Source organism: Streptomyces herbicida (assembly GCF_032656585.1).
Classification (GTDB): Bacteria; Actinomycetota; Actinomycetes; order Streptomycetales; family Streptomycetaceae; genus Streptomyces; species Streptomyces herbicida.
In genome coordinates this window covers 19987-44798 of the sequence record NZ_JAUYWJ010000007.1, presented here as the reverse complement: position 1 = coordinate 44798, position 24812 = coordinate 19987, and the positions used below count along the sequence as shown (strand labels likewise).

General features: G+C 70.6%; 24 protein-coding genes. 9 read left to right on the top strand and 15 right to left on the bottom strand.

What is annotated here, in order from left to right; translation table 11 throughout:
• The first annotated feature begins 100 nt into the window (after window positions 1-100).
• Complete coding sequence (locus tag Q8A52_RS16365; protein ID WP_316752640.1) at window positions 101-787, top strand: helix-turn-helix transcriptional regulator; 687 nt, start codon at window positions 101-103, stop codon at window positions 785-787.
• Window positions 788-861: 74 nt separating this feature from the next.
• On the opposite strand, the gene Q8A52_RS16360 is transcribed toward Q8A52_RS16365, so the two are convergent.
• The 5 genes from Q8A52_RS16360 to Q8A52_RS16340 all read right to left on the bottom strand — a co-directional run bounded on the left by Q8A52_RS16360 (window position 862) and on the right by Q8A52_RS16340 (window position 5691).
• Entirely contained in the window at window positions 862-2067 is a 1206-nt protein-coding gene (locus Q8A52_RS16360; RefSeq protein WP_316752638.1) for an aminotransferase class I/II-fold pyridoxal phosphate-dependent enzyme, read from the bottom strand.
• A 43-nt stretch (window positions 2068-2110) separates the two neighbouring features.
• Window positions 2111-2848, bottom strand: a complete 738-nt coding sequence (locus Q8A52_RS16355; RefSeq protein WP_316752636.1) for an alanyl-tRNA editing protein — start codon at window positions 2846-2848, stop codon at window positions 2111-2113.
• Window positions 2841-3800 carry a pyridoxal-phosphate dependent enzyme gene (locus Q8A52_RS16350; protein WP_316752632.1) on the bottom strand — a complete coding sequence of 320 codons (960 nt, stop codon included), beginning with the start codon at window positions 3798-3800 and terminating at the stop codon, window positions 2841-2843. The genes Q8A52_RS16355 and Q8A52_RS16350 overlap by 8 nt, the downstream gene beginning before the upstream one ends.
• Window positions 3797-4669, bottom strand: coding sequence for a DMT family transporter (locus Q8A52_RS16345; RefSeq protein WP_316752631.1), 873 nt, complete (start codon window positions 4667-4669; stop codon window positions 3797-3799). Before Q8A52_RS16345 ends, Q8A52_RS16350 begins: the two co-directional genes overlap by 4 nt.
• Window positions 4670-4791: 122 nt before the next feature.
• Window positions 4792-5691 carry a GHMP family kinase ATP-binding protein gene (locus Q8A52_RS16340; protein WP_316752627.1) on the bottom strand — a complete coding sequence of 300 codons (900 nt, stop codon included), beginning with the start codon at window positions 5689-5691 and terminating at the stop codon, window positions 4792-4794.
• A 264-nt stretch (window positions 5692-5955) separates the two neighbouring features.
• Here Q8A52_RS16340 and Q8A52_RS16335 point away from each other — a divergent pair, with 264 nt between their 5' ends.
• Window positions 5956-6888, top strand: coding sequence for a LysR family transcriptional regulator (locus Q8A52_RS16335; protein ID WP_316752626.1), 933 nt, complete (start codon window positions 5956-5958; stop codon window positions 6886-6888).
• Window positions 6889-7108: 220 nt separating this feature from the next.
• On the opposite strand, the gene Q8A52_RS16330 is transcribed toward Q8A52_RS16335, so the two are convergent.
• Window positions 7109-7651 (bottom strand): hypothetical protein, encoded by a 543-nt coding sequence (locus tag Q8A52_RS16330; protein WP_316752623.1) that lies wholly within the window; start codon window positions 7649-7651, stop codon window positions 7109-7111.
• A gap of 404 nt (window positions 7652-8055) precedes the next feature.
• Between Q8A52_RS16330 and Q8A52_RS16325 the strand changes: the two genes are divergently transcribed.
• On the top strand, window positions 8056-8445 hold the full coding sequence (locus Q8A52_RS16325; RefSeq protein ID WP_316752621.1) for a hypothetical protein: 390 nt from the start codon (window positions 8056-8058) through the stop codon (window positions 8443-8445).
• A 50-nt stretch (window positions 8446-8495) separates the two neighbouring features.
• On the opposite strand, the gene Q8A52_RS16320 is transcribed toward Q8A52_RS16325, so the two are convergent.
• Complete coding sequence (locus Q8A52_RS16320; protein WP_316752619.1) at window positions 8496-8924, bottom strand: DUF6299 family protein; 429 nt, start codon at window positions 8922-8924, stop codon at window positions 8496-8498.
• A 243-nt stretch (window positions 8925-9167) separates the two neighbouring features.
• Between Q8A52_RS16320 and Q8A52_RS16315 the strand changes: the two genes are divergently transcribed.
• A complete protein-coding gene (locus Q8A52_RS16315; protein WP_316752616.1) occupies window positions 9168-9356 on the top strand; it encodes a DUF5999 family protein in 189 nt (62 codons plus the stop codon).
• Window positions 9357-9375: 19 nt separating this feature from the next.
• On the opposite strand, the gene Q8A52_RS16310 is transcribed toward Q8A52_RS16315, so the two are convergent.
• Both Q8A52_RS16310 and Q8A52_RS16305 read right to left on the bottom strand, forming a co-directional pair.
• Window positions 9376-9774: a RidA family protein gene (locus tag Q8A52_RS16310; RefSeq protein WP_316752613.1), complete on the bottom strand. Its 399-nt coding sequence runs from the start codon at window positions 9772-9774 to the stop codon at window positions 9376-9378.
• A complete protein-coding gene (locus tag Q8A52_RS16305; RefSeq protein WP_316752610.1) occupies window positions 9771-10907 on the bottom strand; it encodes an acyl-CoA dehydrogenase family protein in 1137 nt (378 codons plus the stop codon). Before Q8A52_RS16305 ends, Q8A52_RS16310 begins: the two co-directional genes overlap by 4 nt.
• Window positions 10908-11053: 146 nt before the next feature.
• Between Q8A52_RS16305 and Q8A52_RS16300 the strand changes: the two genes are divergently transcribed.
• A complete protein-coding gene (locus Q8A52_RS16300) occupies window positions 11054-12646 on the top strand; it encodes an AMP-binding protein (RefSeq protein ID WP_316752608.1) in 1593 nt (530 codons plus the stop codon).
• A gap of 15 nt (window positions 12647-12661) precedes the next feature.
• Window positions 12662-13474, top strand: a complete 813-nt coding sequence (locus Q8A52_RS16295; protein ID WP_316752606.1) for a PaaX family transcriptional regulator — start codon at window positions 12662-12664, stop codon at window positions 13472-13474.
• A 105-nt stretch (window positions 13475-13579) separates the two neighbouring features.
• On the opposite strand, the gene Q8A52_RS16290 is transcribed toward Q8A52_RS16295, so the two are convergent.
• Together Q8A52_RS16290 and Q8A52_RS16285 are read right to left on the bottom strand one after the other, a co-directional pair.
• Complete coding sequence (locus Q8A52_RS16290; protein WP_408649207.1) at window positions 13580-15967, bottom strand: bifunctional salicylyl-CoA 5-hydroxylase/oxidoreductase; 2388 nt, start codon at window positions 15965-15967, stop codon at window positions 13580-13582.
• Entirely contained in the window at window positions 15952-16779 is an 828-nt protein-coding gene (locus tag Q8A52_RS16285) for an enoyl-CoA hydratase family protein (protein WP_316752603.1), read from the bottom strand. Before Q8A52_RS16285 ends, Q8A52_RS16290 begins: the two co-directional genes overlap by 16 nt.
• Window positions 16780-17075: 296 nt before the next feature.
• Here Q8A52_RS16285 and Q8A52_RS16280 point away from each other — a divergent pair, with 296 nt between their 5' ends.
• On the top strand, window positions 17076-17528 hold the full coding sequence (locus Q8A52_RS16280) for an ATP-binding protein (RefSeq protein WP_316752602.1): 453 nt from the start codon (window positions 17076-17078) through the stop codon (window positions 17526-17528).
• On the opposite strand, the gene Q8A52_RS16275 is transcribed toward Q8A52_RS16280, so the two are convergent.
• From Q8A52_RS16275 to Q8A52_RS16265, 3 genes are all read right to left on the bottom strand, one after another.
• Window positions 17488-18948 carry an amino acid permease gene (locus tag Q8A52_RS16275; RefSeq protein ID WP_316752600.1) on the bottom strand — a complete coding sequence of 487 codons (1461 nt, stop codon included), beginning with the start codon at window positions 18946-18948 and terminating at the stop codon, window positions 17488-17490. The genes Q8A52_RS16280 and Q8A52_RS16275 overlap by 41 nt on opposite strands.
• Before the next feature lie 112 nt (window positions 18949-19060).
• Window positions 19061-20092, bottom strand: a complete 1032-nt coding sequence (argF, locus tag Q8A52_RS16270) for an ornithine carbamoyltransferase (protein ID WP_316752598.1) — start codon at window positions 20090-20092, stop codon at window positions 19061-19063.
• A gap of 63 nt (window positions 20093-20155) precedes the next feature.
• The gene (locus Q8A52_RS16265) at window positions 20156-21379 is read right to left on the bottom strand and encodes an arginine deiminase (RefSeq protein WP_316752596.1); all 1224 of its coding nucleotides are present in this window, start codon (window positions 21377-21379) and stop codon (window positions 20156-20158) included.
• Window positions 21380-21511: 132 nt separating this feature from the next.
• Here Q8A52_RS16265 and Q8A52_RS16260 point away from each other — a divergent pair, with 132 nt between their 5' ends.
• On the top strand, window positions 21512-22693 hold the full coding sequence (locus tag Q8A52_RS16260) for an SPFH domain-containing protein (protein WP_316752593.1): 1182 nt from the start codon (window positions 21512-21514) through the stop codon (window positions 22691-22693).
• Complete coding sequence (locus Q8A52_RS16255; RefSeq protein ID WP_316752592.1) at window positions 22690-23589, top strand: hypothetical protein; 900 nt, start codon at window positions 22690-22692, stop codon at window positions 23587-23589. The genes Q8A52_RS16260 and Q8A52_RS16255 overlap by 4 nt, the downstream gene beginning before the upstream one ends.
• Here the strand turns inward: Q8A52_RS16255 and Q8A52_RS16250 are convergent.
• The gene (locus tag Q8A52_RS16250; protein WP_316752590.1) at window positions 23528-24811 is read right to left on the bottom strand and encodes an MFS transporter; all 1284 of its coding nucleotides are present in this window, start codon (window positions 24809-24811) and stop codon (window positions 23528-23530) included. The two genes, Q8A52_RS16255 and Q8A52_RS16250, sit on opposite strands and share 62 nt — an antisense overlap.
• Window position 24812 lies beyond the last annotated feature (1 nt).

Sequence of the window (24812 nt, the reverse complement as noted above, 5' to 3'; positions counted from 1 at the left end):
CCTGCCGCGTCTCCGCGCGCTCCCCGCCTCACTCCGCACCGCCGTCCCCCGGAGCCTCCCCCGCCCTGTCCTCTCATTCGCACAAAACAGGAGACCAGCCATGGCCGTCGCCATCGCCCAACCCAGGGCCACGCGCCGGGCCCCCGAGGCCCGCACCGCCGGGGCGTCCGGCAGTCCGTTCTCCGGCTTCGCCCATGGGCTGTCCTCGGCCCGCCACGAAGTCACGCTGCTGCGGTCGCGGGGCACACTACGGCCGGAAGAGATCCGTGAAGAGGCCAAGGTGATCACCTGGCTGCTTCAGCGTTGGGTCCGGATCCACGTCATCTGGGAACAGGAAGTGCTGAACGACCCCGCCATGGCGACGTACGTACGGTGGCAGAACCGCACCCAGGCCCAGGTCCGCACCGCTCCCGACGTGCCCGTCACGGTCGCCCTGGTCGACTTCGGCACCGCCCTGGTCATCCCGGAGCCGGGTCAGATCTCCGTCTCCCGGTGCCCTGATACCACGAACATGCTGCGCTACCTCTTCCACGGGCTGTGGGACGACTCGGAGCCCATCGCCGACGAGGACCGGCCGGCCGCGGACGGGCAGCAGCGGGACATCCTGCGCATGCTCGCCCAAGGGCTCACCGATCAGCAGATCGCTCGCCAACTCGACGTGTCCGCGAGGACCGTGGGGCGGACCGTATCCAAGATCATGACCGAGCTCGACGCCCGCAGTCGTTTCGAAGCGGGAGTGCGGGCGGCCCGCCTCGGCTGGCTCGGGACTACCGGTCAGCACCGGTGAGACCGGGCGCCAAGCCGGCGCACGCCTTGGCGCGGCGGTCCCGGTCGTCCCGGCTCTCCCGTCCACGAGCCGCGTCAGGAGCCCATGGAAGGGTTACGGCTCCGGAGCGCGGACCGAAGACGGGCGAAGGCATGCCGCAGGACCGTCGGATGGGCGGCGGCATTGATACGGAACCAGTGCTCGAACGCGGGCCCGCCGAATGCCGTTCCGGCCAGCACATGGACGCCTGAGGTTTCGAGAGCGCCGGTGACAGCCCGTGCCTGAGCCGCGCGCGGGAATCCGGCCCACACCAGATAGGTGGCCTGCGGAAGGGCGGCGGCCACCTCAAGGCCCAGGCCGCCGAGCTCGTCCACCACCACGGCCGCAGACTCCGCGAGCCTGCCGCGCAGGGCGTGCAGCCAGTCGAGGCCCTGTTCATAGCAGGCGACGGTGGCGATGGCACCGAGGCTGCCCGGCCGCCCCAGCAGGCTCTGCGGAACCTGTAACAGCGTGTCGGCCGTGCGCTGCGGCGCATAGACGGTGGCGCTCTTGAGACCGGGGATGTTGAAAGCCTTCGACGCCGAAGTGAAGCCGAAGCCACGCACGTCGTGCGCACCAGGGTCGGCGAACACCGAGCCTGGCTGCGCATCGGTCAGACCCAGGGGAATGTGCACTTCGTTGGCGAACACCAGGAGGTCGTGCGCCACCGCCAGGGACACGGCGTGTGCCGTCTCCTCGCGGGTCCACGCACGCCCCACCGGGTTGTGCGGCTGGCACAGGATCCAGGCCCGCGCGCCGGCCTCCGCGGCGGCGGTCAGTGCCGCCCAGTCGTGCCGGTGGCCATCCGCCGTTCGGCTCAGTGGCACCGGCACCGGAACATGCCCGGCTTCCCGGATGACGCCGAACAGGTCGCCGTACACCGGTGTTTCGACGATGACACCGCTGCCTGGCGCCAACTGGAGTCCCATCAGGGTGCGAAGAGCGGTGAGCACGTCGGTGGTGCACCGCGCCCGGACGATCGAGGCGCCGTGCTCCCGCTGGAGGTAGCGCTTGCACGCCGCCTCCTGTTCCTCGCACAGGCCGTACCCCGTCTCGCCGTTGCGCACGGCGTCGGTGAGTGCCGTGCGCAGGAACTGCGGTGTGGCCACGTCCATCTCGGCGACACCGAGGCAGATGCGATCAGGGTCGGGCGATCCGACCTGCCACTTCAGTGTCCGACGACGACGCAGGGCGTCGAGGGAGTCGATGAACTCCGGTTCGTCCTGCGGCCCTTGCCGCTCTCGGCCGACTTGCCGGCGCACCGGACGCGCCGTCGGCCGGAGCCCGCCGGGGGCTGTGGGCGCCTCAGGGTTCATGCCGGTCCAGTTCGACGTAGAGACGGGTGCCTCCCTTGCCCTTGGTGCGGCGACGGACCTTGATCGTTCCCCGGATCTCCCGGGGATGCTGCACGTGTGTCCCGCCACAGGGGATCTCGATGCCGCCGGAGCGCCAGATGAAGACGTCATGGGTGTCGGGCAAGGGCCGCACAGTCGCCTCCGGGGAGGTCGCGAGCAGTTCCTCCACCCGTTCCTGGATCTCGGTCACCGCCTCACCGGGGATCGCGCAGCCGAAGTCGAAGCGTGCAGCATCGTCGCTGATCCGGCAGCCGCGGGTGGAGCGGGCTGTCCCCCGGGACGCGAGGTACTCCCCGGTCGCGTGGAAGAGGTAGTGCGCGAGGGTGTGCATCTGCATGTTGCGGAACCGGCGTTCCCAGTCGATCTCCATCGTCACCCGGTCACCCGCGGCGAGGGTGCAAGGAGCTTCGAACTCGTGGCAGAACACCGCCTCGACCGTGGCGACTTCGCCGTTGGGCAGCTGGAACGGGCGTCCTCCCGCCTTCTGTACATCGACCACCCGCGAACCGTTGATCACTCCTTGGTCGGCCACCTGGCCGCCGGACTCCGCGTAGAAGATCGACTGGTCGAAGACGGCGTGGTGCCCGCTCACCGCCAGCACTGTGGCGGTCGCACAAGTGGCGTAGGGGTCCTCGTGGTAGAGCTGCCGTGTCGCCGGGGCCCTGCTCCACATACCCGGGTCAATCACCGATGGTTCCTCCGTCCAAGAGCGTGGTGCCGTACAGCTCGCCGCGGTCGGCGAAGAAGGTGAGGATCTCCCCGTCCGTCTCAGGAGCCAGATCCCGGGCGAGTTGGCGTGCCCCCATGAAGCAGACGCCGGACGATCCGCCCACGCTGATTCCCTGGGCCGCCAGTTCCCGCACTCCCGCACATGCCTGCGCGTCGGACACCTGGTAGACGCCGGTCACGCGTGAACGCGCGGAGTCGATGACGGCTGGAATCCGGTTCTGGTTTCCGGTGCCGCGCAGAATGCTCCGGCCCGGCTCGCCGCCGAAGGTGATCGAACCCTCCCGGTCGGCGACGTAGGAGGGTATGCCTTTGTCCTGCAGCATCGCCGACAGCGCCGCGAAGTGCCCGCCGCTGCCGACGCAGAAGACACCGGCGACGATGCGGGAGAAGTCCAGGGACGCCGTCAGGTGCGGGACCACCCAACGCGTGTACACCAGCGGGTTGAGAGGGCTGTCGTTCTGGTTCGTCCAGTAGTACTCGGGATGATCGGCCCGTATCGCCTGCAGGAGATCGTCCCGGGCCTGCTGGGAGCCGAGGACGGGATGCGGTCGCTCGGCGAAATGCAGCACCGCACCGGCGAGTTCTGTCTTGCGGCGGGTCACGTCGGGGATGCCTCGGTCGGTCACGAGGTGCACCGGATGCCCGAGCAGCCGCCCCGCGACGGCCAGACCCAGGCCGAGAGAGCCCGAGGTGGACTCGATGACGGGCTGCCCTTCGGAGAGGAGGCCCTGCTCGCGGCCCAGCAGCAGGAGCCCCAGTCCGAGGATCGACTTGAAGCTCGACTCCGTGGCCGGGCTGCCGTGAATCGCCCGTAACCGGAGCGAACCACCCTCCAGAGCACCGCAGTCGAGTGTGGTGAGTCGGCTGAACTCCTCGATGACGTCATAGGGGTCGAGGTCACTGCGGCTCATTTCCGTCCCTCCAGCAGGTTCTTGGCCCAGAAGATCGAGACGAGCAGCATGGCGATGCCCGCCAGTTGCAGCAGGCTCAGGTGCTGGTCGAAGAGGAAGAACCCGTAGACGGCGGCTGCCACGGGCTGGAGCAGCACGAAGAGTGCGGCGAGTTGCAGGGGCAGGAACTTCACCGCGTGGGCCATGAGGGTCTGGCCGAGGACTTGGGAGGTCACGGCCAGTGCGATCAGCACCAGCCAGCCCCGGCCGCTGTGGGGCCACAGGCTCTCGCTCAAGCAGACCGCCACCACGATGCATGCCAGGGCGCAGACCAGGCTCAGGCTCGCCATGATGCGCGTCGCTTCGTAGCGCTCGCGCAGCCCCTTGGCGATCACGAGGAACAGCGCGTAGAACACCGCCGTGGCCAGCGCCAGCAGATCACCTTGCAGATGCTTCGGGTCGAGACCGGTACCGAGGATCACCAGGATGTACAGACCGGCGAGGGCCAGCATGGCGGGGAAGACGACCTGCCAGGGCAGCCGGTCCCCGAAGAGGAAGAAGCACAGGGGCGCAATGACGAAGGGCACCAGATTGGCCAGCAGATTCGACTCGGCCAGCGAGGTGTACAGGAACGAGATGTTCCACAGGCACAGATCAGCGGCGAGGAACAGCCCGGCAAGCACGATCATCAGCCGGTCGCGCCCCGCGATGCGGGCGCTTCGCGACATCCGGGCGCTCCCGGGCGCCCTCCGTGCTGTGCTGAAGGCGATCCCCAGCAGCATCGGAGCCGCGAAGAGCGAGCGGTACGCGCCGGTCGCCACCGGACCCACTTCGCTGATCCGCACGAAGACGCCGCCGAGGGCCAGACAGCAGACCGCGCACAGCACCATGAGCTGATATCGGCCGCGTTTCGGCCCGGCGGGCGGTTCAGCCGTAACTTGCGGTGGATCCTCTGTGCCGTGGCGTGCCGGTGGGCCGTTCTCCTCCACGGGAGCTGTCGTCGCTCGGCTCATCAGCGCCTCGATTCCTTTAATGTGAACGTGCTGCTCTCAAAGTCGCGGGATCGCAGGGCTGCGTGGCATGCCGCGACTCGACGGTCGTGATCCGTCTGGTGCCTGGAGAAGATGAGACCGGCGAGGGTGCCGCTGTGCGCCACGCAGATGCCCAGGGCACCGAGGTCTCGTCCCATCTCCTTGAGGGTGTTCAGCGTCTTCTTGGGGAGCCGGTCGTTGTGCAGTTCGGCGCTCCGTGTGGCGACTTCGGCAGCCGCGGCCCCGTCGTTCACCCGGAGAGCCGCGTCGAGCTCGTTGAACAACTGCTCGTAGACGCGCGCCTTCCCGGCATCCTCAGGGCACTCTCTGTGGAATTCCTCGGTGCGCACCAGGCCGCCTTCGTCCAACCCGACGATGGTCCACCGCAGGTCCGTGTGGTACTTGGCGATCAGCTCCTGCCTGCGCTGAGCGCAGGCGGCGATACCTGGATGCAGGAGGTAGTCGCCATACTCGAGTCGTCGGCTCACGGAGAGCGCCAAGGCATGCGCTATCTGCTCGGGAGTATCCGGGTACGTTTCCCGAATGCAGAGCAAAGCTGCCGCGAGAATGTCGGCCGTCGAACTCGCGTATCCCTTTGCCACGGGGATGTTTGAGACTATCTCAATGGCCACGCCGCCGGTCGGGCAACCGAGCTCACGGCTCATCTTCTCGTAGGCGGACAGCGCTTTGGTGCGGTCTGCGGGACTGATGGTGAGCGCCTGCGTGGATGACACCCCGGTACGCCGCAAACGGGCCTCGGAACGAAGCTCGTCGACCGGCGCCGTGAAGAGAAAGTGGTCAAACCCGTCGGCGCCAAGAGTATAGCCTTGAAGGATTTCTCCAAAGGTACCGTGGACCGTGCTGACGATCTTGGCGTGCATGGCTGTTTTCTACACGGAGCCGCGCACGGGCGGCAACTCAAAAAAGTTCTTCTGGATTGAATAAAGAGGACTGATGTGAGTCAGCCCCCTCCGCTTCCGCACCACAAATCCAGGCCATTGTCCGCTTTGTGGCGCCACTCTCGTCGCGCGAATTCAAACCCTTTCCATGGAAGGCCATAACTGCGCCTTATAGGGGGCCGGGTGAGACACCTCACATCGATGCATGTGACACCATTCCCCTCCTGGTCGATTAGGGTCCGGTCCATGATCGAGGCCCGCCATCTCCGCGTGCTCTGCGCCGTTGCGCAGGCCGACTCCTTCACTGCGGCCGCCCGGGAACTCGGCTGCACTCAACCCGCCGTCAGTCAGCAGATGAAGACGTTAGAGCGGTCCGTAGGGACACCATTACTGATCCGCGCCGGGCGCGGAATACGCCTGACCGAGGCGGGCGAGGTACTCGTACGGCATGCCGGCGGCATTCTCGCCGGACTCCGCGCCGCGCAGGAAGAAGTCGCGTCTCTGGCGGGTCTCGACGCCGAGCGGGTGAGACTTGTCTCATTCCGGAGCGCGGCATCGACGTTGGTGCCTTCAGCGCTCGCCTCAATGCGCGCCGGATGGCCGGAAATCAAGGTTTCCATGGCTGAATCCACGTCTCCGGACTCGATCGACATACTGCGCAACGGAGACTGCGATATCGCACTCGCATTCCGGTATCCGGAAGTCCCCGGTGCGAGAAGCGAGGCGGCGGCCACGCTCGCATGGGACGATCTGATCGTCCGCCCGCTGCTCGCCGATCCGCTGGTCGCCCTGGTTCCGGAGAACCATCGGCTCGCAGGTGCGCGGCAGGTGAAACTGACCGACCTCGCCGACGAACCCTGGGCCGCGGGCTGTCCGCGCTGCCGCCGTCACCTGGTGGACCTGTGCCGGAGCGAAGGCTTCTCCCCGCGGATCGACTTCGCCACCGATGACTACCCCACGGTGATCGGTTTGGTGAAGGCCGGACTGGGAGTGGCCGTCCTGCCCGAGATGACACGGAGATCCCTGCCGTCGGGAACCGTGCGGGCGCTACGACTTGAGCCCGCAGCGCACCGGGAGGTCGTCGCCCTGACACTGCCCGCATCGAAGTCCGTGCCCTCGGTGAAGGCGATGCTGCGGGAGCTGACCAAGGCTGCTCAGGACATCGCCGTCTCGGCGTAAGACGCGTGCCCCGGGCCTGATCCGCCGCTCGGCACTTGCAACCGGAATGCCGCTGCTCGCCCCCTGAAGGTCATCTTTACTGATCAACATTCCCGCCAACCGCTATCGCAGCGCGACGCGGCGTGTCCATTGCTCGCGGAGCACACGGAAGACCTGTTGCGAGGGCATCCAACCGGCCCGGCAGAGCCATGTTCTGCCGGGCCGGTTGGGGGTGGGAAGGTCAGGCCCCGCGGAACCACGCCGTGTTCGGGCGGTCCTCGCGGAGCAGGGTGTCGGCGTGGCCGAAGCCGTCGGCGATGCTGATGAGGCGGTACTGCTGGTTGTGGAAGACCCAGGTCCAGGTCTGTCCGTTCATCCGGTACTTGCCGGGGACGAAGTGGAAGGCGTCGACCTTGGTGACGCCCCGCAGGGAGGTCCACTGGGTCAGGTCTCGGTCGCTGCGGACCGCTTCGTCGGTGTGCATGCCGCCGTCGGCGATGGAGATCAGACGGTAGCGCCGGCCCTGCGCGGTGGTGTGGAAGAGCCAGCACTGCGTCTTGCCGTCGACGCGACGCAGGTCCGGCACCGGCAGCACCGCGTCGACCCGTTTGACGTCCTTGAGGGAGCGCCAGGCGCTGAGCGCCCGGTCGTCGCCGACGGTGCGGCTGGCGTGCCGGGCGTCGCAGGAGAGGTAGATGCGGCGGTAGACCTGCGTGCCGCCCACCGTGTGGAAGAGCCAGTAGCTGCTCTCGCCGTTCACGGACTGCTCGTCGGGGACCGGCACGATCGCGTCGACCTGTTCGACCTTGAACCCGCGAGGATGTCGCCCTGGATCTCTGTGCTGTCGCGCAGCGGTAGTTGAGCGGACATGGAACTCCCTTGGTGGGACGGGCGGGGGAGGTACCGGACGGCAGCGGGCGGCGGCAGGGGCACCGCCGCCCGGGTGTCCGGCGGCAGGGGACGAAGGCGTGGGGGGACGAGAACGTCAGGGGACGAGAACGCGGCCACATAGAGTGACAGAATGGCGCCAGTGAATCACACAGCATAGCGAAATGTGACCGCTTTCTCGAAAGATTGGCCGCTTTGCCCCGATGGGGTGCAACGCTGCGTGTCCGGCGGAGGCCTCGACGGCACGACGGCTGCAATGATCCCGTCCAGTCCCCTGTCCCCCTTGCCAGGAGCACCCCCATGCCCCGAACACGTACCGCCGTCACCGCGGTCGCGGGAGCCGCCGCCCTGCTCGTGTGTGCCGCCCCTGCCGTGGCCGACCCGCCCCAACCGCCGCACCACTTCTCGGTGTTCGTCCCCGGCGGTGCCGACGGCCGGCCGCACGAAGCGCTCTGCCCGGCCGCACAGCACGCCTACAGCGGCGGATACACCATCAGCGCCAAGCAGGACGCGGTCCTCGGCACGGATCGGACCGACGTCACCGAGGACCGGATGAACGACCACGCCACCGGCTGGATCATCACCGTGCGCAAGGCCCAGACCTGGCCCTTCCTCAAGCGCTCGGCCCCGGCCGACCTGACGATCCACATCGCCTGCTCGGACGACGTCATGAGCCACGGAGCGGCCTGAACGTCGAGCGGCCGGCGCACCAGGTGCGCCGGGCCGCTGCGTGCACGCGCTCAGCCCTGGCCGAGCGTCACCTCCTGCTGCTGTTGGGCGTGGAAGTACGGCAGCGGGAGACCGCCTTCGGGGCGCAGCTCCATCACGGTGGCCTCGACGTGGGACGCGCCGGGGCTGAGCCGTCCCTTTTCGACCTTGCCGGTGTTCACCCAGGTGTGTGCGGCGCCGTCGCACACCGCCTTGGTGCCGCCGATGCCGTAGCGGACCGTCGAGGAGTCCTGGCCGACGGTGCTGCTGACGAACACCGGTCCCGTGCCGCCGGTGCAGCGATAGGTGCCGGAGAGGGTCACGGTGCCGTCCGCCGCGACGCGGCCCGTCGGATCGACGGTCACGGTCTCGTTCGGGTCGGCGCTCGCGGGGGCGACGGCGGCGAGCAGCAGCGCGGCGGCTCCGGCGGCGGCCGCGGCGAGGGCGGGACGTAGGGGCATGGGGGGCCTTTCCGATCGTGCAGTGGGGGGTTCCCACTGGTACCGGGCGGGCGCGGCACCGTGTGTGAACGTCACTCCATCGGTGGCGAGTCACGGCGGTCGTGGAACGGTCAGGGAGTTGTCCGCGAGTTGTCACACTTCGCTTCAGGCCGTTCCGAGGAGTTCACGAGGGGAGCATGGTCTACTCGTGCCGGGCGGCGAACAGGCCGCAGGCACCCGTCACATCCGACGCGGAGGTGTGCCATGTGTTCCCACCGGACCCCGACTCACGACAGCGGCGCCCCGCACGTCGTCGCCGCCCACCCCGAGCAGGGCTGGAGCCTGCTGTGCGACGGGGGGATCGTCTTCGACGACACGGGTGAGCTGCACGCGGACGGCAGCGTCGTGGAGCCGCACCGGGCCCCGGCCGAGCGGCCGGCGGTCGCCGCCTGAGTTCCGGGCCAAAAAGGCTCTAGGGCAGCACCGCGAAGCCGTCGAGCTCGACCATCGCCTGCTCGTCCCACAGCCGTACGACCTCCACGACCGCCATGGCCGGATAGGTGCGGCCCGCCAACCGGCGCCAGATCCGCCCGAGTTCGGGGGCATGGGTGCGGTAGGCGGCGACGTCGGTGGCGTAGACGGTGACGCGGGCGAGGTCGGCGGGGGTGCCGCCGGCCGCGCGCAGGGCGGTGAGGAGATTGCCGAGTGCCTTCTCGAACTGCTCGGGGAGGGTGTCGCCGGTGACCTTGCCGTCGGTGTCGAGGGCGGTCTGGCCCGCGAGGAAGGCCACGCGGGTGCCGGTGGCGACGACCGCGTGGGAGAAGCCGGCGGGCGGGGACAGGTCGGGCGGATTGACGCGCTCGGTCGTCACGGACGGGCCTCCCGGTGGGCGGTGGCGTACAACTCCTTGGCGATGATGCCGCGTTGGACCTCGCTGGCACCCTCGTAGACGCGCGGGGCGCGCACCTCGCGGTAGAGGTGTTCGAGCAGATGGCCCCGCTCCAGCGCCCGGGCTCCATGCAGCTGGACGGCCGCGTCGACGACGTACTGGGCGGTCTCGGTGGCCAGCAGCTTCGCCATCGCGGCGCGCTTGGGCACATCCGGGGCGCCCTCGTCGTAGGCCGTCGCCGCCGCGTAGACCATCAGCCGGGCCGCTTCCGTGCGCAGCGCCATCTCCGCGACCTGGTGGGCGACCGCCTGAAGATCCCTCAACTTGCCGCCGAACGCGTCCCGTCCGGACGTATGGGCGAGGGTCGCGTCGAGCGCCGCCTGGGCCATGCCGACCGCGAAGGCACCGACGCTCGGGCGGAAGAGGTTGAGCGTGCCCATCGCGACCCGGAAACCGCGGTCGACCTCCCCGAGCACGTCGTCCCCGGTCACGGGTACGGAGTCGAAGTCGAGGCTGCCGATGGGGTGCGGGGAGAGCATCTCCAGGGGCGCGCCGGTGAGGCCGGGCCGGTCGGCGGGTACCAGGAAGGCGGTCACCCCGCGGGCGCCGACATCGGGGGTGGTCCGCGCGAAGACGGTGTAGAAGTCGGCCTCGGGGGCATTGGAGATCCAGCACTTCTGCCCGGTGAGCCGCCAGCTCCCCGGCCCCTGCGGATCCGCCCGCAGGCCGAGCGCCGCCGCGTCCGAGCCCGCACCCGGCTCGCTCAGCGCGAACGCGGCCACCGCCGTGCCGTCGGACACGCGCGGCAGCCAGCGCCGGCGCTGTGCCGGGGTGCCGTGGGCGTGGACCGGGTGGGCGCCGAGGCCCTGGAGGGCGAGGGCCGTCTCGGCCTCCGTGCAGGCCTGGGCCAGGGACTCGCGCATCAGACAGAGGTCCAGGGCGCCGGAGGTGAACAGGCGCGACAGCAGACCGAGCCGGCCCAGTTCCGCGAGGAGCGCCCGGTCGACCCGGCCGGGCTCACCCTTCTCCGCGAGCGGGCGCAGCCGCTCCGCGGTCAGGACACGCAGCTCGGCGCACCAGGCGATTTGTTCCGGTTCGAGCGAGAATGCGGGCACTGCCGGTCCTCCCTCCACGGCGGGTCGCCATCGACCCCCACTCGACGGTATCGCGTACTGTTGACTGCCGTCACCAACACGATACGCTCCTTGCGCGAGCGCACCACGAGCCCACGCGAGCCCACCAGGCAAGGGGGCGAACCGTCATGAACGTCTCGGCGCACGTCGACACCTTCGCGCGCGACAACCTGCCACCACCGGAGCAGTGGCCGGAGCTCCGCTTCGACCTGCCGGAGCTGCACTACCCCGAGCGGCTGAACTGTGCCGTCGAGCTCATGCACCACGCCGACCCGGCGCGTCCCGTGTTCCACGCGCCCGCCGGCGACATCTGGACCTACGGCGACCTCCGTGCCCACGTCGACCGCATCGCGCATGTCCTCACGCGCGACCTGGGCGTGGTCCCCGGCAACCGCGTCCTGCTGCGCGGCCCCACCACCCCCTGGCTCGCGGCCTGCTGGCTGGCGGTGCTGAAGGCGGGCGCGGTGGCCGTCACCGTGCTGGCCCAGCAGCGCCCGCACGAGCTGGGCACGATCTGCTCGATCGCCCGGGTGGGACACGCACTGTGCGACATCCGGGCCGTCGACGACCTCACCAAGGCCGAGATCCCCGGGCTGCGCATCACGACGTACGGCGGTGACGCCCCGGACGACCTCCTCAACCGCCCCGCGCCGGGCACTCCGTACCCCGCCGTCGACACCGCGGCCGACGACGTCGCCCTGATCGCGTTCACCTCCGGCACCACCGGTCGCCCGAAAGGGTGCATGCACTTCCACCGGGATGTGCTCGCCATAGCTGACACCTTCTCCAAGCATGTGCTCAAACCACATGTGGACGATGTCTTCGCGGGCAGTCCCCCGCTGGGCTTCACCTTCGGCCTCGGCGGACTCGTGGTGTTCCCGATGCGGGCCGGCGCCAGCGCACTGCTCCTCGAACAGGCGACTCCCAAGCGGCTGCTGCCCGCGATCGCCGAGCACCGGGTCTCCGTCCTGTTCACCGCGCCCACCGCGTACCGCGCGATGCTCGACGACCTGGACGGCCATGACACCTCCTCGCTCAGACGCTGTGTCTCCGCCGGGGAGAACCTGCCCGCCGCCACCTGGCGGGCCTGGCACGAGCGCACCGGCCTGCGGATCATCAACGGCATAGGCGCCACCGAGCTGCTGCACATCTTCATCTCCGCCGCCGACGAGCGGATCAAGCCCGGGACCACGGGTGTTCCGGTACCGGGGTGGCAGGCGCGGGTGCAGGACGAGAACGGGGATCCGGTGCCGGACGGGGAACCCGGGCTGCTCGCCGTGCGCGGGCCGGTCGGCTGCCGGTACCTCGCCGATCCGCGGCAGCGGGACTATGTGCGCGACGGCTGGAACGTCACCGGCGACACCTACGTCCGCGAGGACGACGGCTACTTCCGCTATGTCGCCCGCGCCGATGACATGATCATCTCGGCCGGGTACAACATCGCCGGACCGGAGGTGGAGGACGCGCTCCTGCGCCACCCGGACGTGGTCGAGGCGGCGGTGATCGGGCAGCCGGACGAGGTCCGCGGACAGGTGGTGGTGGCCTACACCGTGCTGAAGGAGGGCGCGGAACGGGACGCCGACGCCCTGCGCGGCTTCGTGAAGTCCGAGCTGGCTCCGTACAAGTGCCCGCGCGAGATCGTCTTCCTCGACGCGCTGCCGCGCACGGCGACCGGCAAGCTCCAGCGCTATCGCCTCCGCACCGAAGGTGATCAGCCGTGACGCCGAAGACCTAAGATGATCAACGTGTCCGAGCAGCACGCACCACGGTCCCTCATCGTCACGCTCTACGGCGCGTACGGCCGCTTCACACCGGGTCCGGTACCCGTCGCCGAGCTGATCCGGCTGCTGGCCGCGGTCGGCGTGGACGCGCCCTCCGTACGTTCGTCGGTGTCCCGGCTGAAGCGGCGCGGCCTGCTGCGGCCCGCCCGTACGGAGCAGGGCGCGGCCGGGTACGAACTCTCGCCCGAGGCACGGCAGTTGCTCGAGGACGGTGACCGGCGCATCTATGCGACCACACCACCCGAGGACGAGGGCTGGGTGCTCGCCGTGTTCTCGGTGCCGGAGTCGGAACGGCAGAAGCGGCACGTGCTGCGCTCCCGGCTGGCCGGCCTGGGCTTCGGCACGGCGGCCCCCGGGGTGTGGATCGCCCCGGCGCGGCTGTACGAGGAGACCCGGCACACCCTCCAGCGGCTGCGGCTCGACCCGTACGTCGACTTCTTCCGCGGCGAGCACCTCGGCTTCGCGCCCACGGTCGAGGCGGCCGCCCGCTGGTGGGACCTGGCCGCGATCGCCAAGGAGCACGAGGCGTTCCTCGACGCGCACGAGGGCGTGCTGCACGACTGGGAGCGGCGCACGGACACCCCGCCCGAGGAGGCCTACCGCGACTACCTCCTGGCCCTGGACACCTGGCGGCACCTCCCCTACACCGACCCCGGCCTCCCCGTGCACCTGCTGCCCGCGAACTGGCCGGGCGCGCGGTCGGCCGAGGTGTTCCAGGGGCTCCACGAGCGGCTGCGGGACGCGGGGGCCACATTCGCCGGGCTGTGAGCCGGCCATCACGGCAAGGGCTCGGGGAGCCACTGTCCGGCTCACCGGGCTGCCGAGCGATCGACCCGGCGGACGGCGCGACGCCTACCCCGGGCATGGCAGAGGTCAGCTCTCCAGAGTGAGCCGGGGCTTGGGGGCGTCCGTGCGTCCGGTCTGCGGGGGCCGGCTGCCCGCGCGGTACTGGTCGGGCCAGACGACACCGGGTCCCTCGTACCCCTGCTCGGCGGCGGCGTGCAGCGTCCAGTGCGGGTCGTAGAGGTGGGGCCGGGCCAGCGCGCACAGGTCCGTACGCCCCGCCAGGATCAGTGAGTTGACGTCGTCCCAGGAGGAGATCGCGCCGACCGCGACGACCGGGATGCCGAGCTCGTGGCGGATCCGGTCGGCGAACGGCGTCTGGTACGACCGTCCGTACTCCGGCTCCTCCTCGGCCACCACCTGACCGGTCGACACGTCGATCGCGTCGGCGCCGTGCGCGGCGAAGGCGCGGGCGATCTCGACGGCGTCCTCGGCCGTGGTGCCGCCCTCGGTCCAGTCGGTGGCGGAGATGCGCACGGTCATGGGCCGCTCCTCCGGCCACACCCCGCGTACGGCGTCGAAGACCTCCAGCGGGAAGCGCAGCCGCTTCTCCAGCGAGCCGCCATAGGCGTCGGTGCGCCGGTTGGTCAGCGGGGAGAGGAAGCCGGAGAGCAGATAGCCGTGGGCGCAGTGGAGTTCGAGCAGGTCGAAGCCGGCGCGGGCGGCACGCCAGGCGGCTGCCGTGAACTGCTCCCGGATGTCGGTGAGCTGGGCGCGGGAGAGCTGGCGCGGGGTCTGGCTCTCCGGCTTGTAGGGGAGCGGGGACGCGGCCACGAGCGGCCAGTTGCCGTCGGGCAGGGGCTCGTCCATGCCCTCCCACATCAGCTTCGTCGAGCCCTTGCGTCCGCTGTGGCCGAGCTGAACGCCGATCGCGGTGCCCGGCGACCGGGAGTGCACGAACTCGGTGATCCGCCGCCAGGCCTCGGCTTGCCTGCCGGTGTAGAGGCCGGCACAGCCGGGGGTGATCCGGCCCTCCTCGCTGACGCACACCATCTCGGTCATCACCAGACCGGCGCCGCCGAGGGCGCGGGCGCCGAGGTGGACGAGGTGGAAGTCGCCGGGGACGCCCTGGACCGACGAGTACATGTCCATGGGCGAGACGACGACGCGGTTGCGCAGGTTCAGGCCGCGCAGCCGGAAGGGGGTGAACATCGGGGGCGTGCCCGGCGGGCAGCCGAACTCGCGCTCCACGGACTCGGTGAAGCCGGTGTCGCGCAGCCTGAGGTTGTCGTGGGTGACGCGGCGGCTGCGGGTGAGCAGGTTGAAGGCGAACTGACGGGGCGGCTGGCGGAGGTACAGGGCGATGTTCTCGAACCACTCCAGGCTGGCGCGGGCGGCGCGCTGGGTGGAGGCGACGACCGGTTTGCGCTCGGTCTCGTAGGCCGTCAACGCCTCGGCCAGGGTGGGCTGTTCCTCCAGACACGCGGCAAGCGCGAGGGCGTCCTCGACGGCCAGCTTGGTGCCGGAGCCGATGGAGAAGTGGGCGGTGTGGGCGGCGTCGCCGAGGAGGACGACGTTGCCGTAGGACCAGCGTTCGTTGACGACGGTGCGGAAGTTGATCCATGCGGACTTGTTCGAGCGCAGGGGCCGCCCGCCCAGCGCGTCCGAGAAGATCTTCGCGCAGCGCTCGACCGACTCCTGCTCGCCCAGTTCGTCGAACCCGGCGGCCCGCCACACCTCCTCGCGCATCTCGACGATCACGGTCGAGGCATCGGCCGCATAGGGGTAGCCGTGCAGTTGCATCACACCGTGCTCGGTCTCGGCGATCTCGAAGCGGAAGGCGTCGAAGGCGAAGTCGGCGGCGAGCCAGATATAGCGGCAGTGGTGGGTGGCCACATGGGGCTGGAACACATGGGTGTAGGCCTCGCGGGTGGTGCTGTTCACCCCGTCGGCGGCGATGACGAGGTCGTATGCCTCGGAGAGCCAGGCCGGGTACGGTGCCTCGCTGCGGAAGCGCAGCTCCACGCCGAGGTTGCGGCAGCGCTCGTGCAGGATTTCCAGGAGGCGTTTTCTGCCGAGGGCCGCAAAGCCGTGGCCTCCGGAGGTCTGGCGGGTGTTGCGGTGGACGATGTCGATGTCGTCCCAGCGGACGAAGTGTTTCTGCAGGGCCTCGTAGACCGTGGGGTCGGCGTGTTCGATGCCGCCCAGGGTTTCGTCGGAGAGGACCACTCCGAAGCCGAAGGTGTCGTCGGGGGCGTTGCGTTCCCAGACCGTGATTTCGCGGGCGGGGTCCAGGCGTTTGAGCAGGGCGGCTGAGTACAGGCCGCCGGGGCCGCCCCCGATGATCGCGATGCGTTGGGAGTGGCCGGTCGTGTGCGGCGGCTGCGGGTTCGATGTGGCTGGTCGCGCCCCGCGGCGGAGCCGCATATCGGCACTGCCCCGCACCCCTTTGGTCGGCATACTCACCGCCCCTGCCATTTCGGAGGGCGCTTCTCCGTGAACGCCGCGTGGAACTCGGCGTAGTCCTCGCCGTTCATGAGGAGGGCCTGGGTGGAGGCGTCCAGTTCCACCGCGGCTGCCAGCGGCATGTCCAGCTCCGCTGTGAGCAGGGCCTTGGTCTGGGCGAAGGCGAGGGCCGGGCCGTTGGACAGGCGGTGGGCCAGGGCGCGGGCCGCCTCGTCGGTGTGGCCCTCCTCGGTCAGTTCGCTGATCAGGCCGATCCGCTCGGCCTCCGCCGCGCGCACCGGCTCGCCGAGCATCAGGAGGCGGGTCGCGTGGCCGAGGCCGACCACACGGGGCAGCAGATAGGCCGCGCCCATGTCGCCGCCGGACAGGCCCACGCGGGTGAAGAGGAAGGCGAAGCGGGCCGAGGGGTCGGCGATGCGGAAGTCGGCCGCGAGAGCCAGTACCGCTCCCGCTCCGGCCGCCACCCCGTGCACCGCCGCGATCACCGGGAACGGGCACTCCCGTACGGCCCGCACGACCTGCCCGGTCATCCGGTTGAAGTCGAGCAGCTGCGCGGTATCCATGGACAGCGTCGCGCCGATGATCTCGTCGACGTCGCCGCCGGAACAGAAGCCACGGCCCTCGCCGGTCAGCACCAGGGCGCGCACCGACCGCTCGCGGGACAGCTCGGCGAGCAAGTCGCGCAGGTCGGCGTAGGCGCCGAAGGTGAGGGCGTTGAGTTTCTCGGGGCGGGCGAGGGTGACGGTGGCGACGCCGTCGGCGATCTCGACCCGCAGGTGCTCCCAGTCGGAGGTGCGGGCGGCGGAGCCGGTGAAGGGACTCATGACGTGCGGCCTCCTAGGGCGGCGGTGCCTCACGTAGCTCTACCCTACGAAGCTATCACCCATTTATGACTGTCGTCACGAGTGCGCGACACGAGTGGCGCATATGGCCGAGTGCGGTCACGCCGGTCACGGGTCGTCGACAGGGCGGTAACAGTGGGAGGGGACGCGCTAGCCGGGCCATGGGAGCGGGTAAGCCGCCCGGTACCGGGGCCGAAGGTCCCCTACGGTGCCCCTCGAGAGACGCTGAAGTCGGGCGCCGTACCATCTCTTGGGTTGAAAGCAGGACAGCCTGCTCCATGAACGGAACCGCCTTGTACGAACGCCCCTCCGCCTCAGCCTCGTGGCGCATCGCGCTGCCGCACACCGCCGCCGCGGTGCCCGTGGCGCGTGCGCTGGTCCGTACGGCACTGGCGGAACTGGAGCATGCGGCCGACAGCGACACCGCTGAGCTGCTCACCGCTGAGCTGGTCGCCAACGCGGTGGAGCACACCTCGGGCAACGGCCCGATAGAGCTGGTGGTGGAGCTGCGGCCGACCGGCTGCCAGGTCGAGGTGCACGACCCGGACCCGGCGCCGCCCGGCCATCTGACCCGGCCCGTCGTCGAGCAGCCCGACCCCTGGCAGGAGCACGGGCGCGGACTGCTGCTGCTCCGCGCCCTCAGCTCGTCCTGCGGCCACCGCCCGACCGAGTCGGGCAAGGCGGTCTGGTTCAGACTGCCTGTGGTACCGCGTCAGCGGCGTCCTGCGTGACCTCGGCGTCCCGTGCCTTGGTGAGCGTGGAGTTCCGGCGCCCGTAGAGGGCGTACACCAGGAATCCGACCGCGAGGAACACCGCGAACTGGATCCAGGTCGTCCAGCCGGTCTCGTACATCAGGTACAGGCAGAAGCCGACGCCGAGCAGCGGGGCGACCGGGTAGAGCGGCACCCGGAAGGAGCGGACGAGGCCCGGTTCGCGGCGGCGCAGGGCGATCACCGTGATGTTGACGACGGCCATGATGGCGAGCGTGCCGATGGTGCACAGGTTCATCACGGCGTCGAGCGGGGCGAAGGCCGCCGGGAGCGCGAAGACGACCGCGACGATCAGGGTGCCGGCGACGGGCGTCGAGGTCCGGGGCGACACCTTCTCGAAGACGCGCGGGATGAGTCCGTCCCGGGACATCGACATCAGGATGCGGGTCTGGCCGTACATCACGGCGAGCACGACGGAGGCGATGGCGACCACCGCGCCGAAGGCGATGACCCCGCCGCCGATCGCCGAGCCGGTGACCTGGTTGACGACGTAGGAGAGGGCGGCGGGCCGGTTCGCGACCTGGTCGCCGCCGATGGCGCCGATGGCGGCGACGGCCACCGCGCAGTACAGCAGCGTGACCAGACCCATGCAGACGAGGATCGCGACCGGGATGTCGCGGCGCGGGTTCTTCGCCTCCTCACCGGCGGTGGTGATCGCGTCGAAGCCGATGTACGAGAAGAACGCGGCCGTGGTGCCGGCGCCGATGCCGCCGAGCCCGGCCGGGGAGAACGGGGTGAGGTTGCCGTGCTTGAAGGCGCTGTAGCCGATGGCACAGAAGGCGATGAGGATGGCGAGCTTGACCGCGGCCATGGCGGCGGTGGCCCGGGCGCTCTCGCGCACACCGCGCACCAGCAGCACGGAGGCCATGGCGATGACGATCACGGCGGGGACGTTGACGATCCCGCCGTCGGCCGGGCCGGCCGAGAGCGCGGCCGGGAGCTGCCGGCCGGTGAGGCTGTGCAGCAGTTCGTTGACGTACTCGCTCCAGCCGACGGCGACGGCCGAGATGGAGATGCCGTACTCGAGCAGCAGGCACCAGCCGACCAGGAAGGCGGTGGACTCGCCGAGGCCCGCGTAGGCGAAGGAGTACGACGATCCGGAGACCGGGATCGCGCCGCCCAGCTCGGCGAAGGAGAAGGCGGTGAAGACGCAGGTGATCGCGGCGAGGATGAAGGAGACGACGACCGCCGGTCCGGCCTGGGCGACCGAGTCGGAGAGACCGACGAAGATACCGGTGCCGACGATCGCGCCGACGCCGAAGCAGATCAGCTGGAAGAGGCCCATCGTGCGCTTGAGGCCGTGGCCTTCGCGGTCGGCGCCGGATTCGGCGACCAGCAGGGCAGGGGACTTGGTACGCAGCTTGGTGGGCTGAGCGGGCATAGGGGTGGTGCTCGTTTCTGGTGGTGCGGGCGCGATCCGTTGTCGATCGCTGCGGCGGCCGTGGCAGGGGTGGCGCCGGGCCGCCGGACAGGATAAGGCCTGGTGAGGCCGGTCAGACAATGTCGGGTGCGGCAGGCCGCCCGAGGGTGGCCACGAGGACGGCCTTGATGGTGTGCATCCGGTTCTCCGCCTCGTCGAAGACCACGGAGTGCTCGGACTCGAAGACCTCGTCGGTGACCTCGAGCTCGGTCAGTCCGTGCCGCTCGTGGATCTCACGGCCGACGGCGGTGCCGAGGTCGTGGAAGGCCGGCAGGCAGTGCAGGAACTTCACCTGCTCGTTGCCGGTGGCGCGGAGCACGTCCATGGTCACGGCGTACGGACCGAGCAGCGCTATGCGCTCGTCCCAGACCTCCTTGGGCTCGCCCATCGACACCCATACGTCGGTGGCGATGAAGTCGGCGCCGCGCACGCCCTCCTTCACGTCGTCGGTGAGGGTGATCCGGGCGCCGGAGGCACCGGCGAGCTGCTGGGCCACCTCGACGATGGTGTCGTCCGGCCACAGCAGCCGGGGCGCGACGATGCGGACGTCCATGCCGAGCAGGGCGCCGGTGACGAGGTAGGAGTTGCCCATGTTGTAGCGGGCGTCGCCCAGATAGGCGAAGGCGATGTCGGTGAGCGGCTTGTCGCTGTGCTCGGTCATGGTGAGCACGTCGGCCAGCATCTGGGTGGGGTGCCACTCGTCGGTGAGGCCGTTGTAGACGGGGACCCCGGCGAAGGCGGCCAGTTCCTCGAGGACGCCCTGTCCGTGCCCGCGGTACTCGATGGCATCGAACATCCGCCCGAGAACCCGGGCGGTGTCCTTGACCGACTCCTTGTGGCCCAGCTGCGAGCCGGAGGGGTCGAGATACGTCGTCGAGGCGCCCTGGTCGGCGGCGGCGACCTCGAACGCGCACCGGGTGCGCGTCGAGGTCTTCTCGAAGACCAGCGCGATGTTCCTGCCCCGCAGGTACTGCGTCTCGGCCCCCGCCTTCTTGGCGGCCTTCAGCTCCGCGGCCAGCTCGACCAGACCGCGGAACTCCTCCTGGGTGAAGTCCAGCTCCTTGAGGAAGTGGCGGCCGGCGAGGGCGGTCGGGACTGTCGCCATGGGGGGCGCTCCAGGGGTACGAGAACACGGGACGGCTGGAAGTCTATACGACCGAACACATTTCTATACGGCATCCCGTTCCACCGGGCAGCTCATACAGCGCGGCCCGCCTCTGCCCCGGCCCAGCTCGCTGCCCGGGATCTCGATGACCTCGATGCCCTGCTTGCGCAGATGCGTGTTGGTGGTGGAGTTGCGCTCGTAGGCGACGACGACGCCGGGCTCGACGGCGAGGACGTTGCAGCCGTCGTCCCACTGCTCGCGCTCGGCCGCGTGCACGTCCTGGGTGGCGGTCAGGACACGGATCTCGCTCAGCCCGAGGGAGGCGGCGATCGCCCGGTGCATGTGCTCCGGCGGGTGGTCGGTGACCTTGAGCTCCTTCTCCACGGCACCCGGTTCGATGGTGTACGAGCGGAGCATGCCCAGCCCCGCGTACTGGGTGAAGGTGTCGCCGTCGACCATCGTCATCACGGTGTCCAGATGCATGAAGGCGCGCCGCTTGGGCATGTCGAGCGCGACGATCGTTCGCGCCGACCCCGCCGCGAACAGCTTGTGCGCGAGCATCTCCACGGCCTGCGGGGTGGTGCGCTCGCTCATGCCGATCAGAACGGCGCCGTTGCCGATCACCAGAACGTCCCCGCCCTCGATGGTGGACGGATAGTCGGCCTGGCCCGCCGACCAGACGCGGAACGTTTCGTCCCGGAACTGCGGATGGTGCCGGTAGATCGCCTCGAAGTGCACGGTCTCGCGCTGCCGGGCGGGCAGGCGCATGGCGTTGATGGCGACCCCGTCGTAGATCCAGGCGGAGGTGTCCCGGGTGAAGAGGTGATTGGGGAGCGGGCCGAGAAGGAAGTCGTCCAGGTCCATCACATGGAAGCGGACGGAGGTCGGCTCCTCGTGCGCGTCCAGGAACTCCCGCTTGGTCATGCCGCCGACCAGGGCCTCGGTCAGTTCGCGCGCGGGCAGGGTCTCGAAGGCCGCCCGGAGGTGGTCGGTGGCGAGGGGGCCATACTCCTTCTCGTCGAAGACCCGGTCCAGGACGAGCTTCCTGGCCTCCGGGATCGCCAGGGTCTCGGCGAGCAGGTCACCGAAGAGGTGGACGGTGACACCGCGGTCGCGCAGCACGTCGGCGAACCCGTCGTGCTCGGCGCGCGCCCGGCGCACCCACAACACGTCGTCGAAGAGGAGGGCGTCCTTGTTGCTGGGGGTGAGCCTTTTGAGCTCAAGATCCGGCCGGTGCAGGATGACGCGGCGCAGCCGCCCGGCCTCGGAGTCGACGTGGAATCCCATGCCTCCATCCTGACCATCGAAGACCGCCTTCACCCTCTGCTCGACCGTTTCCGTATCTTCTTGTTTTCGTCCCATTGACGACAAGCGACCCCTCCGTTTATCGTCTACATGACGAAAACAGGAGGGGGTCCCATGGCCGACATCACCCGGCGCCTCGGCTGGCGCCATCTGCGCGGCGCCCCGACGGCGCACATCAGACACCACCGGTCGGGAAAGCTCGCGCACGACGGCCCGGGGCTCAGCTTCTGGTACCGCTCGCTGACCGCCGCGCTCTCGGAGGTGCCGGTCGACGACCGTGAGCTGGCGATGACCTTCCACGCCCGCACGTCCGACTTCCAGGACGTGGCCGTGCAGGCAACGGTCACCTACCGGATCGGTGATCCGGCCGTGGCCGCCGCCCGCCTGGACTTCTCGATCGACCCCGACACGGGCGGGTGGCGGGGCGCGCCCCTCGAACAGCTGGGCACGCTGCTCACCGAGACGGCCCAGCAGCACGCGCTGGCCGTCCTCGCCCGGACGCCGCTGTCGTCGGCGCTGGCCGACGGAGTGAGCGCGGTGCGCGAGCGGATCGCGCAGGGGCTGGGCACGGAGCCCCGGCTGCCGGCCATCGGCCTCGAGGTCGTGGCCGTCCGCGTGATGGCGCTGCGGCCGGAGCCCGAGGTGGAGCGGGCGCTGCGCACCCCGGCCCGTGAGCAGATCCAGCAGGAGGCCGACCGGGCCACCTACGAACGGCGGGCCGTGGCCGTCGAGCGGGAGCGGACGATCGCCGAGAACGAGCTGGCCAGCCAGATCGAACTCGCCCGCCGCGAGGAGCAGTTGGTCGAGCAGCGCGGCACGAACGCGCGCCGCGAGGCCGAGGAGCACGCGGCGGCCGACGCGGTGCGTGCCCAGGCGGAGGCGGCGCGGACGGTCAGGCTCGCCGAGGCCGAAGCGGCCCGCTCGGTCAAGCTCGCGGAGGCGGAGGCGGACCGCTCGGTGCGACTGGCCGACGCCGAGGCGCGGCGCACCGGGCTGCTCGCCGAGGCCGAGGCGGCGCGGACGGCCCGGCTGGCGGAGGCGGAGGCGGCCCGTTCGACACGGCTCGCCCGCGCCGAGGCCGAGGGCGCGCGCGAGGTGGGTGAGGCGCGGGCGCAGGCACAGGCCGCGTGGCTGCGGGTGCACGCGGACGCCGGAGTCGACGGTGTCGCGACCCTGCATGCCCTGACCGCCACCCGGCTGGCGGAGAACCTGCCCCGGATCGACAGCGTGACCGTGTCGCCGGACGTCCTCACCGGACTGCTGGCGAAGCTCGGCGGCACCGGGGCGCAGGAGTGAGTCTCGCCCCGCGTGCCGTGCTGGTCCACCGCACCACGGAGTACGAGGAGTTGGTGGCCCGGCACGGCACGCACGGCCAGGCCGCCTTCTTCCTCGCCTCCCGGGGCCGCGACATCGACGAGGTCGCCGCACGCCACCACCGCACGCGCCGCGCGCTGGCCGAGGTCGCCTCCACGGTCCCCCTGACCTGGCGGCAGAGCCGCGTGGAGCGGGCCGACCTGGACCGTTTCCTGTTCGCGCCCGAGGACGTGGTCGTGGTCGTGGGCCAGGACGGGCTGGTGGCGAACGCCGCCAAGTACCTCGCGGGCCAGCCGGTGCTGGGCATCGACTCCGATCCCGGCCGCAACCCCGGTGTGCTCGTACGGCACCGGCCCGCGGACGCGGCGGCGCTGCTGCCGGCCGCCCTGGCCCGGGGTACCGGCGTCGACGAGCTCACCATGGTCGAGGCCGTCGCGGACGACACACAGCGCCTGGTCGCGCTCAACGAGATCTATCTGGGGGCAGCGGGACATCAGACCGCCCGGTACCGCCTGGGCCTCGACGGCGACGGGGGTGTCGTCGAGGCCCAGGCCTCCTCCGGGGTGCTGGTGGGGACCGGGACCGGGGCCACGGGGTGGCTCCGGTCGGTCTGGCAGGAGCGGGCCAGCCGGCTCGCACTCCCCTCCCCCGGCGAGGACCGGCTGCTGTGGTTCGTACGGGAGGCCTGGCCGTCACCGGCCACCGGAACGTCCCTGGTGGCGGGCGAACTCGCGGCCGCTCAGGCCCTGTCGGTCACCGTCGAGTCCGACCGGCTGATCGCCTTCGGCGACGGGATCGAGAGCGACGCGCTGGAGCTCACCTGGGGGCAGACGGTCCGGGTTCGGGTGTGCGAGCAGCGACTGCGGCTGGTCGGCTGACGCCCGGCGCCCACAGGCTCGCCGCCGCCAGCAGCGCCACCACCGCCGAGCCGAGGAGCACGGGCACGTTGCCGATCCCGGCGGCCAGCGCGCCGCCCGCGAGCGCTCCGACCGGCACCGTCCCGAGAAGCGCGGCCTGCACGAACCCGGCGACCCGGCCCTGCATGCCGTCCGGTGTGGCCAGCTGCTGCAAAGTCGTCATGGAGATCGCCCATACGGTGACGGCGAGCCCGTAACAGGCCTGGTAGACGAGGAGCAGCGGGAATGCGGGGCCGAGCGCGGCCGCCGGGACCAGAAAGACCGCGCCGCCCGCCAGCAGCGCGCAGATCCTGGTGGCCGACCACAGCCCCGTCGTCCGGGCGAAGCGGCCGGCGACACACACCCCGGCCAGCGTGGCCGCGCCGTGCACGGCGTACGAGAGGCCCAACTGCCAAGCGGACAGGGCGAGATCGTGGGTCGCGTAGTACACGAGGAGCGCGCCCGCCGCACCACTGCCGAGGTTGAGCCCGGCGCCCGCGAGGACCATCAGGCGCAGCCGCGGTTCGCCGCGGACCACCTCGAGTCCCGAGCGGAGCAGGGCGGTCGGCGACCGTGCGTCCCTCGGTTCGGCCGGGTCGTTCAGTGCCGCGGGCAGGGCCAGCAGGAGCAGCGCCTCGACGGCGTAGGCCGCGCTGCCCGCCAGCAGGGCCGGGGCGGGTCCGAGGATCCCGACCAGCACACCGCCGAGTGCCGGACCGCCGATCAGTCCGGCCGTACGGGCCCCGGTGAGAGCGGAGTTGGCGGCCAGCAGCCGGTCCGGTCCGACGACCCGGGGCAGCGCCGCCTGCAGGGCGACGGAGAGGGTGAAGGTCAGCGCGCCGGAGACGACGGCGACCCCGTACAGCTGAGGACGGCCGACTCCGCCCAGGGCGTCCGCGAGCGGGACCGAGCCCACGACCAGGGCCTGCGTGGCGGTCACCACGACGAGCAGCCGGCGCAGCCGCACCCGGTCGACCAGCACTCCGGCGAACGGACTGAGCAGGGCCCCCGGCAGATAGGTCAGCGCGAGCACCGCGGCCGCCCCGAACGGCCCGGTGTCCAGATCGGTCACCGCGAGCAGTGCCACCGCGAGGGCGGTGACCTGGCGTCCGACGGAGCCCGCGATCTGCTCGCCGCACAGCAGCACGAAGGCCCGCTGCCGGCGCGGCGGGAGCGGGCGGGCCTCGGCGGGTACCGCGGCCAAC